Consider the following 15497-nt stretch of genomic DNA (forward strand, 5'->3'; position numbering starts at 1 on the left):
ACCTAGTCTACAAGGGGAACCGGCCGCCCCACCCAGGCCCCCAGGGCCTCGAGGAGGTGAAGCCCCCCCGGGTCGTGTAGACCCGGCCCTCCCGGTGCCAGGGGGAGGCCACCACCCGGTAGCCCCGGGCCTCGAGGCCAAGCCCGGAAGGGGCCGCCACCGCCTCGGGAAGCCGTCCCGCCTCCTCCAGGAAGAGGTGGGCGTTAAAGCCCACGAAGACAGCCTCCAATCCCTCCCAGACCTCCTCCAGAAAAGCCAGGTAGGCGGGGTCCCGGGCCCTTTCCCTGGGCCGCCTCGCCCCCGGGATGACCAGGGCCCTAGGCTGTGGGGCCGCGGGGAAGGCGTAGGTGGGGGTCCAGACGGAGCCCGCGAGGGCCATCGTGCCCTTCCGCCCCTTGGCCACGGTGTAGGCGGGAAGCCCTAGCCGCCGGGCGGCCTCGAGGGCCAAGGCCGCCTCCAGCTCGGAGAACTCGGGAAGAAGCCAGACGGCCAGCACCTTAGGCCATTATGGCAGAAGGCGGTGGAGCAAAAGGGCGGCCTCTCCCCGGCTCACCACCTCCGCCCCCGTGGTCCTGGCCTCCCCCAGGGCCAGGAGGAGCTGGTTCAAGGTGGCCCGGCGCAAGGGGCGTTGCAGCTCCTCCCGGTAGAGCTCCCGCGCCTTTAGGATCACCCGCAGGCGCTCGTCAGGTCCCTTGGCCCGATGGTAGTGCTCCAGGTTGGCCAGGAAATCCCCCAGGAGGATGGGCTCGGAAAGCCCCAGGGAACCTTTCAGGTAGTAGGGCCCGGCGAAAAGGCCCCGCCGCAAGAGGCCCACCGCCTCCCGGTAGCCAGGCTTGTCCGCCTCCACCACCCCCTTCTCCGGGGAGGAGAGCCGCGCCCCCCGCTCCAAGAGGCGGCGGCGCAGGGCCTCCATCCCGGCGGGGCTTAGGGCCAGCTGGTGGAAGTCGGCCAGGGGCGCCTTGAGGAGGCCCGCCTGCGGGGCCTTGCGCAGAAGGGCGGCCGCCACCCCCGCCGCCTCCCCCAGGGCCATCTGCAGGGGGCCACCCGGGCGGAGAAGGCGGCGGCGCTGTCAAACCCGGCGGCCTGGGAGACCACCAGGAGGTTTTTCAGCTCCCGGGGCACCAGGGTGCGGAAGGGAACCCCGTAGGGGGCCGGGGTGCCGAGAAGGTAAGGGGTCTCCCCGGGGTAGTAGGCCTGGCCGTCCAGGGGATACCCCCCCAGGGCCACGGCATCGGGGAAGGTGCGGCCCAGAAGCACCTCCTCCGCCCGCAGGCGGTAGAGGGCCTTGAGGTGGCGGCTTTCCCGCACGTAAAGGGCCGGGGCCACCCCGCTCAAGCGGGCGGTGCCGAAGACCAAGGGGTCCTTCTCCCGCAGGAAGGCCACCACCCGCAAGGCCTCCTGGGCGGCCTCGGCCCGGGCCCGCTCCAGGCTCAGGGGGTCCGCCCCCTCCACGCCGAAGAGGAGGAGGGCGTTCACCAGGAGGCTGCCGTCGTCCTGGCGGGCCAGGTTCAGGCCCCTCAGGGCGTAGCGGGCCGGGTCGGAGGGAGAATAGCCCCGCACCAGCTCCCCGAAGCCCCATCCGCTACGGCCCCAGGCCCCGGCCCCCGTGCGCCGCACCTGGCCCTCGTAGTTGAGGGAGAGGAAGACTGCCCCCCAGGGGACGCCCTCGAGGCGGAAGACCAGGGTGGCAGCCATGCTCCGCCCGTCCAGCCCGGTGTCCTCCCGACCCAGGGTGAAGGAGGCCCCGGCGCGGAAGGCCAGCTCGGCGGTGTCCGTGGCGTCCAGGAAGTAGGGGGCCTGGTAGGCCCCCTGGGGGGTGGAAAGAAGGGCCAGGCGGCCCTCCGCCAGCTCCAGCCGGTCCAGGGGCTCCTCCAGGCGCACCTCCACCCCCGCTTCCCGCAGCATGGCCCAGAGGGCCTCCTCCGCCTGCCTCACGTCAAAGGAGGGGTCCTGGCCCAAGCGGCGGTAGAACTCCCGGAAAAGCCCCCCCTGGAGGAGCCCTTCTCGGTCCTTGGCCACGTCCAGGGTGGCCAGCCATCCCTGGGTGAGGACCCCCCCTACCCCCCGGCCAGGTTCCAGGAGGAGGACCTTGAGGCCCTCTTGGGCCGCCGCTACCGCCGCCGTCACCCCCTGGGGAGTGGCCCCGTAGACCACCAGGTCGTACTGGGCCCAGGCGAACCCCAGGGCCAGGAGAAACGCGAGAAGCCTAGCCATAGGCAAGGAAAACCCCGGGCATCCCCAGAGGCCCTTCCAAGATACCCTAGGGGAGCTTAGCTTTGGCCTCCTGGTACTCCGCCACCAGGCGGGCCACCACCTCCTTAGCCGAGGGGATCTCCCGGATGAAGGCCACGCCGTGGCCGGCAGAGTAGACCTCTTTCCAGGCCTTGCCCCCGCCCTGGCGGAAGCGCTCCAAGGACTCCCGGAGAAAGTTGGCCGGCACCCCCGTGACCTCGGGGGTGTACTGGATGTCCTCGGGGGTGGCCCGGAGGAGGGCCTCCTTGTACTCCAGGGGGGCCTCCGACTCCAGGGTGGCGATGAAGCGGGTGCCGATATAGGCCCCATCCCCCAGGGCCAAAGCCGCCAAAAGCTGCCTGCCCGTGGCGATGCCCCCGGCGATGAGCACCGGCACCCCCAGCTCCTCCCTAAGCCAGGGCCCGAGGACGAAGGGGCTTATGCCCCCCGCATGCCCCCCGGCCCCGGCGGCCACCGCAACCAGGGCGTCGGCCCCAGCCTCCACCGCCTTTCTCCCGTGCCTTAGACCCACCACATCGCACCAGACCACGCCGCCATAGGCCTTGACCCGCTCCACCACCCGGGTGGGGTCCCCCAAGGAGGTGACCACCAGGGGCACCCGGCGCTCCGCCACGGCCTGGAGGTCCTCCTCGAGGCGGGGGTTGTCCTTGAGGATGAGGTTCACCCCAAAGGGCGTTCCCTTGGGGAAGTGCTCCAGGAACTCCCGGAAGGCAGCGTGGGTGCGAAAGTTCAGGCTGGGTATGACCCCGATGGCCCCAGCCTCGGCCACCGCCTGGAGGAGCCGAGCCCCGGAAACGAGGAACATGGGAGCGGCCACGATGGGGTAGCGGATCCCCAGCATGCGGGTGATGGCGGTCTCCATGGGGCAGATTTTACCCGGTTCAAGGATAATCGGTAGGTGGAACCGGAGCGCTCCCTAAGGCTTTCCATCTGGGAAGGAACCCTGGCCATCCTCTTCATCAACTGGAGCACCGGGGTGATCCTCACGGGCTACGCCCTGGCCCTGGGGGCTTCCCCCAAGGCCTTGGCCCTTCTGGGGGCCCTGCCCTTTTTGGCCCAGCTCACCGCTCCCCTGGCCCTGGCCCTAAGGGGAAGCCGCAAGGCCCTGGTGGTGCGCCTCAACCTCCTCGCCCGCCTCCTCTTCCTGCCCGCCGTCCTGGCCGCCTTCCTACCCGAGGGGCTCAGGGTGCCAGGCCTCCTCCTCTTCGCCGGGCTCTCCCAGCTCCTGGCGGCCCCCGTGGGGGTGCTTTGGCTCTCCTGGATGGCCGACCTTGTACCCGAGGAAAGGCGGGGGCGCTACTTCGGCTTACGCAACGCCCTCTTGGGCTTGGTGGGCACCCTGGGCAACCTCCTCGGGGGCCTGGTGGCCGACCGCCTGCCCCCCCCTTCCGGCTACCAGGTGGTCCTCCTCCTGGGGGTGGCGGCGGGCCTCCTCTCCGTGCTCCTCCTCCGCCAGCAGGCCGAGCCCAAAGAACCCCGGCCATCCCCGATGCGGGAAGTTATGGCGGGCGCCTGGCGGGCCCGCCCCTACCGCCGCTACCTGGGCCTGGTGGCCCTGTGGTATGGGGCGGTGATGGTGGGGGGGCCCTTCGTCATCCCCTACTTCGTGCAGGTAGGGGGGTTTTCCATGACCGAGGTGGGCCTTTGGACAGTGGCCTCCGCCCTCTTCGGGCTGGTCTTCGGGCCGCTGTGGGGGCGGGTGGCGGACCGGGAGGGGCACGGGGTGGTCCTCTTCCGCGCCGGGCTGGTGGCGGCCCTCATGCCGGGGCTTTGGCTTGCGGGAAGCGCCGCCTTTCCCTGGCCCATCTGGCTTTCCGCCGCCGCCGACGCCCTGGCCTGGAGCGGCCTGGGCACCGCCCTGGTCAACGCCGCCTTAGCCCAGGCCCCCAAGGAGGCCCGGAACGGGTACCTGGCCCTCTTCTGGCTGGCCCTGGGCCTAGGGGGCATAGGGGGAAGCCTGGTGGCGGGGGCGGTGGCGGGGCTTGGGCTTGGCCCAAGCCCCTACCACCTGCCCATCCTCCTCTCCCTGGGGCTAAGGCTCCTGGTGGTCCTGCGCTTTCGTGGCCGCTAGGCCCTTGCGCCGCATCTCCCCCCAGACGCCGCGCTTGCGCCAGACCTGGAACGTGGCCACAAAACGCTCCAGGGCCAGGAGCTGCCGGGAGAGCAGCTCCGCCTCCTTAGTGCGGCCCAGGGCCAAGGCCACCTCCGCCAGGCCCCAGCGAGCGTCCAGGTTGCCGGGGTCTTGGACCAGTACCTGGCGGTAGCTGGCCTCCGCTTCGGGGTATCGGCCCATGTGGTAGAGGGCCAACTCCCCCTCCTCCAAGAGCCTCTCCCCCGCACCGGGCCCTCGGGGAGCACCTCCCCCCGGAACACCAGGCGCACAGGGTAGCGGCGGAGGAGCTCCGCCAAAAACCCCAGGTCGCCGGGAGAGCCGGCTTGGGTCATCCCTCAAAGCCTAAGGCCTGGGTTTCAAAGGGGTGTGAAAGCCCTAGGGCTTGGGGGCCATGACCACCAGGAGCAAGGCGGGGCTGGCGGACTCGTTGCGCACCCCGTGGGGCTCCCCCGCCGGGGCAAAGGCGGCCATGCCAGGGGCGAGAAGGGCCTCCTCCTCCCCCACCTGCACCACCACCTCCCCCTCCAGGGCGTAATAGACCTTGTCCGAGCCCTCGTGGACGTGCACCTTCTGGGCCTGACCGGGAAGGAGGGCGTAGAGGTCAAAGAGCATCCGCTCCGACTCGAAGACGGGGATCTTGGCCATCTTCTCCGGGTTGTAGCGGGCGAGGCGCTTCAGGTCCTTGATCTCCATGTCCGGAGTCTACTTGACGGGGGCGAGGAAGAGGGCTAGACTAACCTTTGCGCGCCGGGGAGTAGCGCAGCCTGGTAGCGCACACGCTTGGGGTGCGTGGGGTCGTCGGTTCAAATCCGGCCTCCCCGACCAGCGCGAAAGGCCCGCCCAAAAAAAGGGCGGGTCTTCTTACCCTAAGGAGCGTGCGCCTCCTCCTTCTCCTCGCCCTCCTCACCGCCTGCGCCGGGCAGGGGGCCGACCCCGTCCTCGAGGCCTTGAACGGGATCCGGGCTGATGGGCGCGGCTGCGGGGGCGCGGCCCCTCCCCTGGCCTGGGAGGCCAGGCTTAGGGCCGCGGCCCAGGCCCACACGGAAGCGATGGCCGCCCACGGCTTCGTGGGGCACGTGGCCCCGGACGGCTCCCCTGTCCGGGAGCGGACGGGGTACCCCTGGTCCGCCCTGGGGGAGAACGTGGCCCAAAGCCCCATCCGGGCGGAGGCGAGAAAGCCCCGGCCACTGCGCCAACCTCATGGACCCCCGCTTCGTCCACGCAGGGCTTTGGGGGCGGGAAGGGTACTGGACCCTCGTCCTAGGGCGCCCCAGGCCCTAACGCCCTAACCCATCAGGGCGAGGCGGAGGGCCTTTAGGTTCTCCGCCACCGGCCTCTCGTTGAAGAGGGCGCTCCCCGCCACGGCCACGTCCGCCCCCGCCCGTCGGGCCTCGGCCACGGTGTCCCGGTTGATGCCGCCGTCCACCACGATGAGGCAGGCGGGGTTCAGCCGGTCCCGCATGGCCTTGAGGCGCCGGAGCCTCTCCGTGGCCGTGGGAAGGTAGCGCTGGCCACCGAAGCCGGGGTTGACGCTCATGAGGAGGGCCAGGTCCAAATCCGGAAGCAGCGGCTCAAAGGCCTCCAGGGGCGTTCCCGGGTTCACGGCGAGCCCCGCCTTCTTTCCCAGCTCCTTCACCTTCTGCACCGCCCGGTGGGGGTGGTAGGTGGCCTCAAAGTGCACGGTGATGTGGTCCGCCCCGGCTTGGGCGAAGTCCTCGAGGTAGCGCTCCGGCTGGACGATCATGAGGTGAACGTCCAGGGGCAAGGAGGTGACCCGCCTGACCGCCTCCACGAGGAGGGGCCCGAAGGTGAGGTTGGGGACGAAGACCCCGTCCATCACGTCCAGGTGGATCCAGTCCACCCCGGCCGCCTCCGCCTCCCTTATGGCCTCCCCTAGCCTCGCCAGATCCGCCGTGAGAATGGAGGGCGCGAACCGCACGGGCCCCACTATACCCCGCGCACCAGGCGGTAGGCCCAGGCCAGGGTCAGCACCATGAGGGAAAGGAGGAGAAGCTCCGCCAAAACCGCCTGGAAGCCGGGGTCCTGGAGGGAGAAGGAGAACTTCTGCGACGTAGACCGCCCCCAGAACCACGAGAAGCCCGGCGAAGAGGTAGATGGCCGCCTCGGCCTTGCGAAACACCTCCCCCATGCCCCTAGCCCAAGCCCCTCCCCCGGGGGCCTTCCCCGGTCAATCTCGCCCTTTTTACACCAAGGAGAGGACCGCCTCCGCCACCCTCTCCGGGGTGAAGCCGAGCTTTTCGTAGACCTCGGGATAGGGGGCGCTGGCCCCGAAGCGGTCCAGGGCCACCACCTTGTGGGCATACCGCTCCCACCCCAGGCTGGCCCCCGCCTCCACGGCCACCACGGGAAGCCCGGGGGGCAGGACCTCCTTCCGGTAGGCCTCGGGCTGGGCCTCAAAGAGCTCAAAGGAAGGCAGGCTCACCACCCGGACCCGCACCCCCTTCTCCCGGAGGAGGGCCTGGGCCCTAAGGGCCAGGTGCACCTCGCTCCCCGTGGCCACGAGGACCCCTTGGGGCTCCTCCACGTCCTCCAGAACGTAGCCTCCCCGCAAAAGCCCCCTGGCCTTCTCCGGGGAGAGGAGGGGCACCGCCTGGCGGGTGAGGACGAGGGCGGTGGGGCCTTCCTTACGCCTCAGGGCCACGAGCCAGGCGTAGAAGGTCTCGTAGGCGTCCGCGGGGCGGATCACAAAGAGGTTGGGCATGGCCCTGAGGGACATGAGGTGCTCCACGGGCTGGTGGGTGGGGCCGTCCTCGCCCAAGGCGATGGAGTCGTGGGTGAAGACGAAGACCGTAGGGACCTCCATGAGGGCGGCGAGGCGGATGGCGGGGCGCATGTAATCGGAAAAGACCAGGAAGGTCCCCCCGTAGGCCCGATACCCCCCGTGGAGGTTGAGGCCGTTCAGGATAGCCCCCATGGCGTGCTCCCGCACCCCGAAGTGGAGGTAGCGGCCCAAGGGATTCCCCCGGGAGAAGTCCTCCATGCCCTGGGCCTTGGTGTTGTTGGAGGGGGTGAGGTCGGCGCTTCCGCCCACAAGCTCGGGGATGCGGGGGGCGAGGAGGTCTAAGGCCTTGCCGCTTGCCGCCCGCGTGGCGAGGGGCTTGTCAAAGGATGGGGGCTCCTCGGGCAAGGGAGGAAGCTCCCCCTTAAGGCGCCGCAGGAGTTCCTGGTGGAGGTCCGGGTACGCCCGGGCGTAGGCCTCGAGGGCCCGCTCCCAGGCCTCCTGCCAGGCCCTGCCCTGTTCCCGCATGTCCATGTGGCGGTAGACCTCCTCGGGCACCACGAAGGGCGGGTAGGGCCAGCCCAGGTTCTTCCGGGTGGCCTCCACCGCCTCAGGGCCCAAAGGTTCCCCGTGGGCCTTGGGGGAATCCTGTTTGGGGGAACCATAGCCGATGTGGCTCCTGACGGCGATGAGGGTGGGGCGCTCGTCCAGCTTGGCGAGCTTGATGGCCTTGCGGAGGGCCTCGAGGTCGTTTACGTCCTCCACCCTAAGGGTTTGCCAGCCGTAAGCCCGAAAGCGTGAGAGGACGTCCTCGGTGAAAGCGAGGTCGGTGGGACCGTCAATGGAGATGCGGTTATCGTCCCAGAAGACGATGAGCTTGGAGAGGCCCCAGTGCCCCGCCAAGGAGGCGGCCTCCCCGGAGACCCCCTCCATCAGGTCCCCGTCCGAGGCGAGGACGTAAGTGTAGTGGTCCACCACCACGTGCCCCGGGCGGTTGAACTCAGCGGCAAGCTTCCTTTCCGCCAGGGCAAGCCCCACGGCGGTGGAGATCCCCTGGCCCAAAGGCCCCGTGGTCACCTCCACCCCCGGGGTGTGGCCGCGCTCGGGGTGGCCCGGGGTCTTGGACCCCCACTGGCGGAAGCGCTTAAGCTCCTCCAGGGGAAGGTCGTAGCCCGTGAGGTGGAGAACGGCGTAGAGGAGCATGGACCCGTGCCCCGCCGAGAGGACGAAGCGGTCCCGGTCGGGCCAGGCGGGGTCTAAGGGGTTGTGGCGCATCACCTCCCGGTAGAGGAGGTAGGCCAGGGGGGCCATGGCCATGGGCATGCCGGGGTGGCCGCTTTTGGCCTTTTCCACCGCATCCACGGCCAGGAAGCGGATGGCGTTCACCGAAAGGGTCTCTAGGTCCCGCGTCTCCTTCATCCTTCCTCCTGGCGGAAAACCCCCTCCGCCAGTGAAACTATACCCCGGCGGGCCGGGCTTGCCTCCCTTGGAGGAAGGGTGTACAATCCCTCCCTGTGGGCGCCCGTAGCTCAGCAGGATAGAGCGGGGGCTTCCTAAGCCCTAGGTCGGGGGTTCGAATCCCTCCGGGCGCACCAGCACCAGGACGCAATCCTCCCGCCCACGGAAGCGTGGGCGGGGCCTTTTTTACCCCCATGTTCTACCCCCATAGCGCCAAGCTCCCCTCATGTGCCCACCTACGCTTGCCCCCTGGGCCGGCTCGTCAGCTCCTCGGGGTCCACGACCCAGGCCGCCCGCTCGTGGGCCAAGAGGTGGCGGTAGATGCCCAGGGTGATGCTGGGGTTTGCGTGCCCCATCCTCTCCGCCACAAGCTCAAGGGGGGCCCCGTTGGCGAGGAGCAGGCTCCCGTAGGTGTGGCGAAGGTCGTGGACGCGGATGGGGGGAAGGCCCAGGCGGGTGGTCATCTTCCGTAAGGCGTGCCCCAGAGTGTGGGGGTTCAGGGGCCCCCCCGTCCGCCCCGGAAACACCCAGGCCAACCTAAGCTCCTCGGGCGGGATCCCCAGCTCGAGGAGCTCCTGGTAGCGGGCGCGAAGCCGGGCCAGGGTGGCATGGGGGATGGGGATGCTCCGCCTCGAGGAGGGCGTCTTCGGCTCGGTGAGGACCCCCCGCCCGCCCATCGCAGTCCACGCCCGGCGCACGTGGAGGACCCCCGCCTCGAGGTCCACGTCCTCCCACCGGAGCGCCAGCGCCTCACCCGCGCGAAGCCCCAGGGCCAGGCAGAGGCGCAGGGCCATGCCCACCTCCCAGGTGGGCCACGCGTCAAAGGCCCGGAGCAAGGCCTCCACCTCGTGGGGCTCGAGGGCGCGGCCCACGGGGGGCCTTGAGGGGACCTCCACCCGCACGGCGGCGGTGGGGTCCCGCGCCACCAGCTCGAGGGCCAGGGCCTCCCGGAACACGGCCCGGGCCCGCTCCAGGACCTTCCTCAGCGACCTGGGGGAAAGCCCCTTGCGGGCCAGGGCGTCTAGAGCGGCGCGGATGTCGCTCGGGACGATGTCCTGGAGGCGTTTGTTGCCCAGGGTGGGCAGCAGGTACCGCAACTCTCTCTCGTAGGCCCGGATGGTGGTGGGGCCACGCACCCGGGCCTTGCGCTCAAGCCAGGCCTGGGCGAACTCAGCAAAGGTCCGGGGGTCGCGCTTGGGGATGAGTCCCAGCCGGTGCTTGACCTGGTACTCCGCCGCCTTCGCCTGCGCCTCCTTGGCCGTCTTGCCGTAAAAGGAGCGGCGCACGCGTTTGCCGTCCTCCACCACATACACCCGGACCTCCCAAAGGCCCGAGGCGTGGCGGCGCGGTTTAGCGCCCCGTTTCGGCACCTTCCACCTCCTCTACCCGCAGGAGCGCACACAGGTCCACGGGCTCGCCCGTGAGCCGCTCGAGGCCCTCCAACACCTGGGCGAGTGTGCTGAGCCTAACGCTTTCAATCCTACCTGCGGCGATCGCGTAGACCGTAGACGGGTGCATTTCGGGCACGAGCTTCACCAGCTTGTAGACGCTGAGCCCCCGCTCCTTCAGGTACTCCCGCAGTCGGAACCGAATGCGCTTCCGCCCCATTGTCCGATAGTCTACTATATCAATCAACTGCTTTACTAGACTACTCTTGTGGAGCTAAAGCACAGGTGGCCCAGGGGGGTGTGGGAAGGGAGCACCTGCCCAAGAAGGGACCGCCCCTCAAGCCCCTGCAAGCAAAAGAACCTGCCTCCCTCGCCAAGCGCAAGAGAGGCAGGCTTGTGGTGCGGATGGGTCGCCGCGCAAGGCCTGGCCTTACCGCGCCAGCCGCGCCACGCCGGGCCACGCCTCGCCATGCCGGGCCGTGCCACGCCGCGCCAAGCCCCACAAAGCCGAGGTAGAAGGCTTGGCTTTCAGGGTCTAGCGCGCGAGCCCATGCGCAGGCACGTCCTCAGTATGCCCCGACGCTCCCCCCTGTCAACGGATAACGGTCCTTATCCCGTTCCCCTTTCGCCCTCCGCCTCTCCCGCAGGTGGGCCACCCTCCCTGGGAGTTTGCCTCCGGAGCCGCCTCGCCATCAAAGACGCTCTGGAGCAGTTCTGGTATAAGCTGGTGACGGAGGCCCGCCGTGCTTAAGGAAGGACCAGGAAAGGAGCTCCTCGAGGGGGTGGCCACGCTCCTGAGGATGGACCCCATGAGCTACGTGGCCTTCGGCCCCTACTGGTGGTGGATCAAGCGCTGGCTGCAAGAGGCCTACGGGGAGGACTCCCCCGTGCAGGGGGAGGCGGACGACCCCGTGGCCCGGGAGCGCCTGGCCGCCTACTGGAAGGGGGACTGGAAGAAGCTCTGGAGGGCGGCCATCCGCCACTACCAGCAGAAGGTGGCCTGGGGGGAGCGCTACGAGCCCCACAGCTACATGCCCCCTCACGAGGAAGCCTACGTGGTGAACGACCCGGACATGGTCCCGCCTTCCCTGCCCCGGATGCGGTAGCCAACGCACAGCTCCCGGGGCGGTTTCCCGGGAGTCGGGGAAGGCGCGGGCGCGAGTGGCCTAAGCTTCCTGGGCCACGTTGGCGGGCGGTTTAGGAAGCCGGTCCCGCCACTCCTCGGGGCGGAGGGCCCCCCGCTTCAAGAAGGCCACCCCTTGCCCATGACCCCCACGGTGTTCACCCTGTTGACCAGGGCTTCCACCGGGGCTTTGAGGAGGTCGTCTCGCATGAAACGAGGATGCCCTCGAGGTTTTCCAGGTGGGTGATGTGGTAGATGGGCGTGGGCACCGGATAGACCGGGCTTTGCTGTGGCATGGTTCCATTATACCTGGGGATATACTCTTCCTCATGCCAGCCTTGGAGTGGATCGGCAAGCAGGCGGTGGTGCGGCACCACTTGGAAGTCCCTTACCGCATCCTCGCCCCGGTGCCCGAACTCTCCTACGGCGAGGGCGAGAACCTTTTGGTGGAGGGGGACAACCTCGAGGCCCTAAAGGCCCTCCTCCTCGAGTACCGGGGGCGGGTGAAGCTCATCTACATAGATCCCCCCTACAACACGGGCAACGAAGGCTGGGTCTACAACGACAACGTGAACAGCCCCGAAATCCAGGCCTGGCTGAAGAAGGTGGTAGGCCCGGAAGCGGAAGACCTCTCCCGGCACGACAAGTGGCTTTCCATGATGTATCCCAGGCTCAGGCTCCTCCACGAGCTTTTGCGGGAGGACGGAAGCCTGTGGATGAGCATAGACGACAACGAGGTCCACCGGGCGAGGATGCTCCTAGACGAGATTTTTGGGCCTCAAAACTTCGTGGCCACGGTGATTTGGCAAAAGAAGTTTTCGCTTCAAAACGATGCCACCTACTTCTCCGACATGCACGACTACATCCTGGTCTACGCCAAGCGAAAAAAGTCCAACCGGGACGACCCTGCGGGATGGGCTCTGAACAAACTCCCCGCTACGCCGGCGAAGGTGGCCCGGTACCAAAACCCGGACGATGATCCGAGAGGTCCTTGGCAGTCGGTAGATTACACGTGCGCAAAAACCAAAGACGAGCGGCCCAACCTTTACTACCCCATCGTCAACCCCAACACCGGCGAGGAGATCTGGCCCTCTCCTACCCGGGTCTGGGCCTTTTCCCGTGAGGAACACGAGCGCCATTTGAAGGAAAATCGCATCTGGTGGGGGAAAGATGGTAGGGGTAGACCCAGGCTAAAGAAGTTTCTAAGTGAAGTCCAGGCCGCCATGGTGCCCACCACGCTCTGGTTGCGGGAAGACGTTGGGGATACCCAGGAGGCCCGCAGAGAGGTGCGCCAAATCCTGGCAGGGGAGGACTTCCCCACCCCCAAGCCCACCCGGCTCCTCCAGCGCATCCTGCAGATCGCCACGAACCCCCATGACGAGGACATCGTCCTGGACTCCTTTGCCGGTAGCGGCACCACGGGGCACGCGGTGCTCAAGCAAAACGCCGAGGACGGGGGTAACCGGCGCTTCATCCTGGTGGAGCTGGACCCTGGGATCGCACAGAACATCACCCGCAAGCGCCTGGAGTACGCCGCCAGGACGCATGGGGGCGGCTTCCGGTACCTGCGCCTGGGGGAACCCCTCTTCACCCCAGACGGGCGCATCCGGGAAGGGGTGGACTACCTCACCTTGGCCCGGTACGTCTACTACCGGGAGACGGGAGAGCCCTTGCCCGAGACCTTCACCCCCCCTCTTTTAGGCGTGTCCCAGCGCGGGGTGGCGGTCTACCTCCTCTACAACGGGGTGCTGAAGGACAAGTCCCCCAAGGGGGGAAACGCCCTCACCCGGGAGGTCCTGGCCCACCTGCCCCCTTTTGACGGCCCCAAGGTGGTCTACGGCACCTCCTGCCGCCTGAGCCCCGCCACCCTGAAGGCTTTGGGCATCACCTTCCGCCACATCCCTTACGAGGTGGCTCCATGATGAAGCTGAAGGCCTATCAAGAGGAAGCCCTGAAGGCCCTGGAGGACTTCCTCCACCGGGTAAGGGTTCACGCGGACGCCGGCCTTCCCAACCCCTTGGGCCAGGCCTACCGCGAAGTGGCGGGGAGGTATCTGGACAACCCCCCTCCTTACTACGAACCGGTGGGCCTCGAGGGGATCCCCTACGTGTGCTTCCGCATCCCCACGGGCGGGGGCAAAACCCTCCTGGCGGCCCACGCCCTGGCCCCGGCCCGGCGCTTCCTGGGCCAAGACGCCCCCGCTGTGGTCTGGCTCACGCCCACGGAGGCCATCCGCCAGCAGACCTTGCGGGCTTTGAAGGACCCCCGCCATCCCTACCGCCAGGCCCTCGAGGGGGCTCTGGGTGAGGTCCGGGTCATGGACCTACGGGAGGCCCTGGCCCTGACTCCCGGGGACGTAGGCGCGGTCAGCCTGGTGCTGGTGGCCACCCTCCAGGCCTTCCGGGTGGAGGAAACCGAGGGGCGCAAAGTCTACGAGGACAACGGCCACCTCATGGCCGTCTTCGGGAACCTCGAGACCGCCCTTCCGGAAGGGGCATCCTCGCCCCCGGAAGGGGTGGGGCGGTACTCCCTGGCCAACCTCCTCCGCCTCATGCGTCCCATCGTGGTGGTGGACGAGGCCCACAACGCCCGCACCCCCCTCTCCTTTGACACCCTGGCCCGCTTGGAGCCCGGGGTCATCCTGGAGTTCACCGCCACGCCCCGGGAGGACTCCAACGTCCTCTTCGCCGCCACGGCCCACGAGCTTCACCGGGAGGGCATGATCAAGCTGCCCATAGAGCTCGTGGTGCTGAAGGACCGGGAGGCGGTCCTACAGGCGGCCCTGGCCAAGCGGAAGGACCTCGAGGCCCTGGCCGAGGGAAGCCGGGAGTACCTCCGCCCCATCCTCCTGATCCAGGCCGAACCCAAACGTGGCGAGGACCCCTTCACTTGGGAAAGGGTCCGCTCCTTCCTCCTGGAGCTCGGGGTAAAGGAAGAACAGATAGCGGTCTCCACGGGGGAACGGGACGACCTCACGGGCCAGGACCTCCTCTCTCCCTCCTCCCCCGTGCGCTACGTCATCACCGTGGACAAGCTCAAGGAGGGATGGGACTGCCCCTTCGCCTACGTGCTGGCCTCGGTGCGCTCCCTGAAGTCGTCCACGGCCATTGAACAGGTGCTGGGCCGGGTGCTGCGGATGCCGGGGGCCAGGCCCAAGGAGCGGGAGGAGCTCAACCGGGCCTACGCCTTCGCCGTGTCCGAGGACTTCTGGGAGGCGGCCAACACCCTCCGGGAAGCCCTGGTCCTCGAGGGGTTTGAGCGCTACGAGGCCGAGCGGGCCGTGTACGCCGTGGGCTTGGGCTTGGAGGAGCGCGTGCCCCTCAAAGCCCATCCCAAGCCAGAGGTCCTGGAGTCCCTAGGGTCCAAGATCGCCTACGACCCGAAGACCAAAACCCTGGTCCTCAAGGAGCCCCTGACCCCTAGCGAAAAGGCCATCCTCCGCGAGGGGCTGAAGGAGGAGGACCGGGACAAGCTTCCACAAACCGTTCGCACCCCCTCCGAGGAGGGCAGGGTCCTGGAAGTACCCCTCCTCGCCTGGCACGGGGAGCCCCTGGAGGCCGAGCACTTTCTGGAGGAGGGGTGGAGCCTGGCGGGTCGGGACGCCCACGTGGACTTCGTCCCGGGGCCCCTGGGGGTGAGGGGGGAGATCGGCCTGGAGGGGGGCCGGGTGCGCATCGCCCGCCTGGAGGGGTTGGACCGGGCGGGGAGGCTGTTCGGTCCCCACGTGGGCTGGACCCTGGAAAGCCTCGCCCTTTGGCTGGACCGCCACATCCCCCACCCCGACCTGCCCCAGGAGGAGACCCTGCCCTTCCTCTACAGGGCCTTGGGGGGCTTCTGGAGCGGGGCTTCGCCCTAGAGGATCTGGTGGCGGAGAAGCGGCGGCTCAGAGACCTCCTGGAGGCCAAGATCCGCGCCCACCGGGAAGCGGCCCGAAAGGAGGTCTTTCAGCGCCTCTTGAAGAACCCTCCTGCCAGCCTGGGGACCCTCACCTTGCGGTTGGAGGGGGACTACTTCCCGTCCAACCCCTACCGGGGGGCTTACGTCTTCCGCAAGCACTTCTTCCCGGTCATCGCCGACCTCGAGGACGGCACGGAGGAGTTCCAGTGCGCCCGCCTTCTGGACGAGCTAGACGAGGTGGAGTTCTGGGTGCGCAACTACCCCACCTGGCGCCACGCCTTCCGCCTGCCCTACCCCGGTGGCACCTTCTTCCCGGACTTCCTGGCCAAGCTTCGGAACGGGACCCTTCTCGTGGTGGAGTACAAGGGGGCGCACCTGGCGCACACCCCCGAGACCTACGAGAAGGAGGCCATTGGCCAGCTCTGGGCCCGGAAGACGGGCAACCGCTTCCTCATGGTGCGCACCCTCCAAGAGCTTGATGCCCTCCGCCAAGCGGCCCGTCTCTGACCCCGCTTGGCTCCGAGT

The 15497-nt window shown here is 68.6% G+C and carries 13 protein-coding genes, 2 tRNA genes and 2 pseudogenes; 8 read left to right on the forward strand and 9 right to left on the reverse strand.

Features of this window, described 5'->3' with window-relative positions; genetic code table 11:
- Positions 1 to 2: 2 nt before the first annotated feature.
- From AV541_RS09320 to AV541_RS09330, 3 genes and pseudogenes are all read right to left on the reverse strand, one after another.
- A pseudogene (locus AV541_RS09320) lies at positions 3 to 496 on the reverse strand (type 1 glutamine amidotransferase family protein).
- A gap of 9 nt (positions 497 to 505) precedes the next feature.
- Positions 506 to 2214: pseudogene (locus tag AV541_RS09325) on the reverse strand (FAD-dependent oxidoreductase).
- 46 nt (positions 2215 to 2260) lie between these two features.
- Positions 2261 to 3115, reverse strand: coding sequence for an NAD(P)H-dependent flavin oxidoreductase (locus tag AV541_RS09330; protein WP_060384755.1), 855 nt, complete (start codon positions 3113 to 3115; stop codon positions 2261 to 2263).
- A gap of 36 nt (positions 3116 to 3151) precedes the next feature.
- On the opposite strand from AV541_RS09330, the gene AV541_RS09335 reads away from it, so the two are divergent.
- Positions 3152 to 4324, forward strand: coding sequence for an MFS transporter (locus AV541_RS09335; protein WP_060384756.1), 1173 nt, complete (start codon positions 3152 to 3154; stop codon positions 4322 to 4324).
- Here the strand turns inward: AV541_RS09335 and AV541_RS09340 are convergent.
- Positions 4286 to 4561, reverse strand: a complete 276-nt coding sequence (locus tag AV541_RS09340; RefSeq protein ID WP_244880531.1) for a tetratricopeptide repeat protein — start codon at positions 4559 to 4561, stop codon at positions 4286 to 4288. The two genes, AV541_RS09335 and AV541_RS09340, sit on opposite strands and share 39 nt — an antisense overlap.
- A 180-nt stretch (positions 4562 to 4741) precedes the next feature.
- On the reverse strand, positions 4742 to 5059 hold the full coding sequence (locus AV541_RS09345; RefSeq protein ID WP_008631034.1) for a cupin domain-containing protein: 318 nt from the start codon (positions 5057 to 5059) through the stop codon (positions 4742 to 4744).
- A 55-nt stretch (positions 5060 to 5114) separates the two neighbouring features.
- Between AV541_RS09345 and AV541_RS09350 the strand changes: the two genes are divergently transcribed.
- Positions 5115 to 5191: transfer RNA gene (locus AV541_RS09350), tRNA-Pro, on the forward strand.
- Positions 5192 to 5241: 50 nt separating this feature from the next.
- The gene (locus AV541_RS09355) at positions 5242 to 5655 is read left to right on the forward strand and encodes a CAP domain-containing protein (RefSeq protein ID WP_008631033.1); all 414 of its coding nucleotides are present in this window, start codon (positions 5242 to 5244) and stop codon (positions 5653 to 5655) included.
- On the opposite strand, the gene rpe is transcribed toward AV541_RS09355, so the two are convergent.
- Entirely contained in the window at positions 5652 to 6314 is a 663-nt protein-coding gene (rpe, locus tag AV541_RS09360) for a ribulose-phosphate 3-epimerase (protein ID WP_060384758.1), read from the reverse strand. The two genes, AV541_RS09355 and rpe, sit on opposite strands and share 4 nt — an antisense overlap.
- A 255-nt stretch (positions 6315 to 6569) precedes the next feature.
- Entirely contained in the window at positions 6570 to 8525 is a 1956-nt protein-coding gene (gene tkt / locus AV541_RS09365; protein WP_060384759.1) for a transketolase, read from the reverse strand.
- 99 nt (positions 8526 to 8624) lie between these two features.
- Between tkt and AV541_RS09370 the strand changes: the two genes are divergently transcribed.
- Positions 8625 to 8701: transfer RNA gene (locus AV541_RS09370), tRNA-Arg, on the forward strand.
- 99 nt (positions 8702 to 8800) lie between these two features.
- Here the strand turns inward: AV541_RS09370 and AV541_RS09375 are convergent.
- The gene (locus AV541_RS09375; RefSeq protein WP_038034998.1) at positions 8801 to 9934 is read right to left on the reverse strand and encodes a tyrosine-type recombinase/integrase; all 1134 of its coding nucleotides are present in this window, start codon (positions 9932 to 9934) and stop codon (positions 8801 to 8803) included.
- On the reverse strand, positions 9915 to 10172 hold the full coding sequence (locus tag AV541_RS09380; RefSeq protein ID WP_060384760.1) for a helix-turn-helix domain-containing protein: 258 nt from the start codon (positions 10170 to 10172) through the stop codon (positions 9915 to 9917). The genes AV541_RS09375 and AV541_RS09380 overlap by 20 nt, the downstream gene beginning before the upstream one ends.
- Before the next feature lie 523 nt (positions 10173 to 10695).
- On the opposite strand from AV541_RS09380, the gene AV541_RS09385 reads away from it, so the two are divergent.
- The 4 genes from AV541_RS09385 to AV541_RS12705 all read left to right on the forward strand — a co-directional run bounded on the left by AV541_RS09385 (position 10696) and on the right by AV541_RS12705 (position 15479).
- Positions 10696 to 11058, forward strand: a complete 363-nt coding sequence (locus tag AV541_RS09385) for a hypothetical protein (protein ID WP_008631029.1) — start codon at positions 10696 to 10698, stop codon at positions 11056 to 11058.
- A gap of 346 nt (positions 11059 to 11404) precedes the next feature.
- Positions 11405 to 12997, forward strand: coding sequence for a site-specific DNA-methyltransferase (locus AV541_RS09390; RefSeq protein WP_008631028.1), 1593 nt, complete (start codon positions 11405 to 11407; stop codon positions 12995 to 12997).
- On the forward strand, positions 12994 to 14931 hold the full coding sequence (locus AV541_RS09395) for a DEAD/DEAH box helicase (protein WP_244880532.1): 1938 nt from the start codon (positions 12994 to 12996) through the stop codon (positions 14929 to 14931). Before AV541_RS09390 ends, AV541_RS09395 begins: the two co-directional genes overlap by 4 nt.
- A gap of 8 nt (positions 14932 to 14939) precedes the next feature.
- Complete coding sequence (locus AV541_RS12705; protein ID WP_244880533.1) at positions 14940 to 15479, forward strand: hypothetical protein; 540 nt, start codon at positions 14940 to 14942, stop codon at positions 15477 to 15479.
- The last annotated feature ends 18 nt before the right edge of the window (positions 15480 to 15497 follow it).

Origin of the sequence: Thermus parvatiensis (genome assembly GCF_001535545.1) — a bacterium.
Lineage (GTDB): Bacteria > Deinococcota > Deinococci > Deinococcales > Thermaceae > Thermus > Thermus parvatiensis.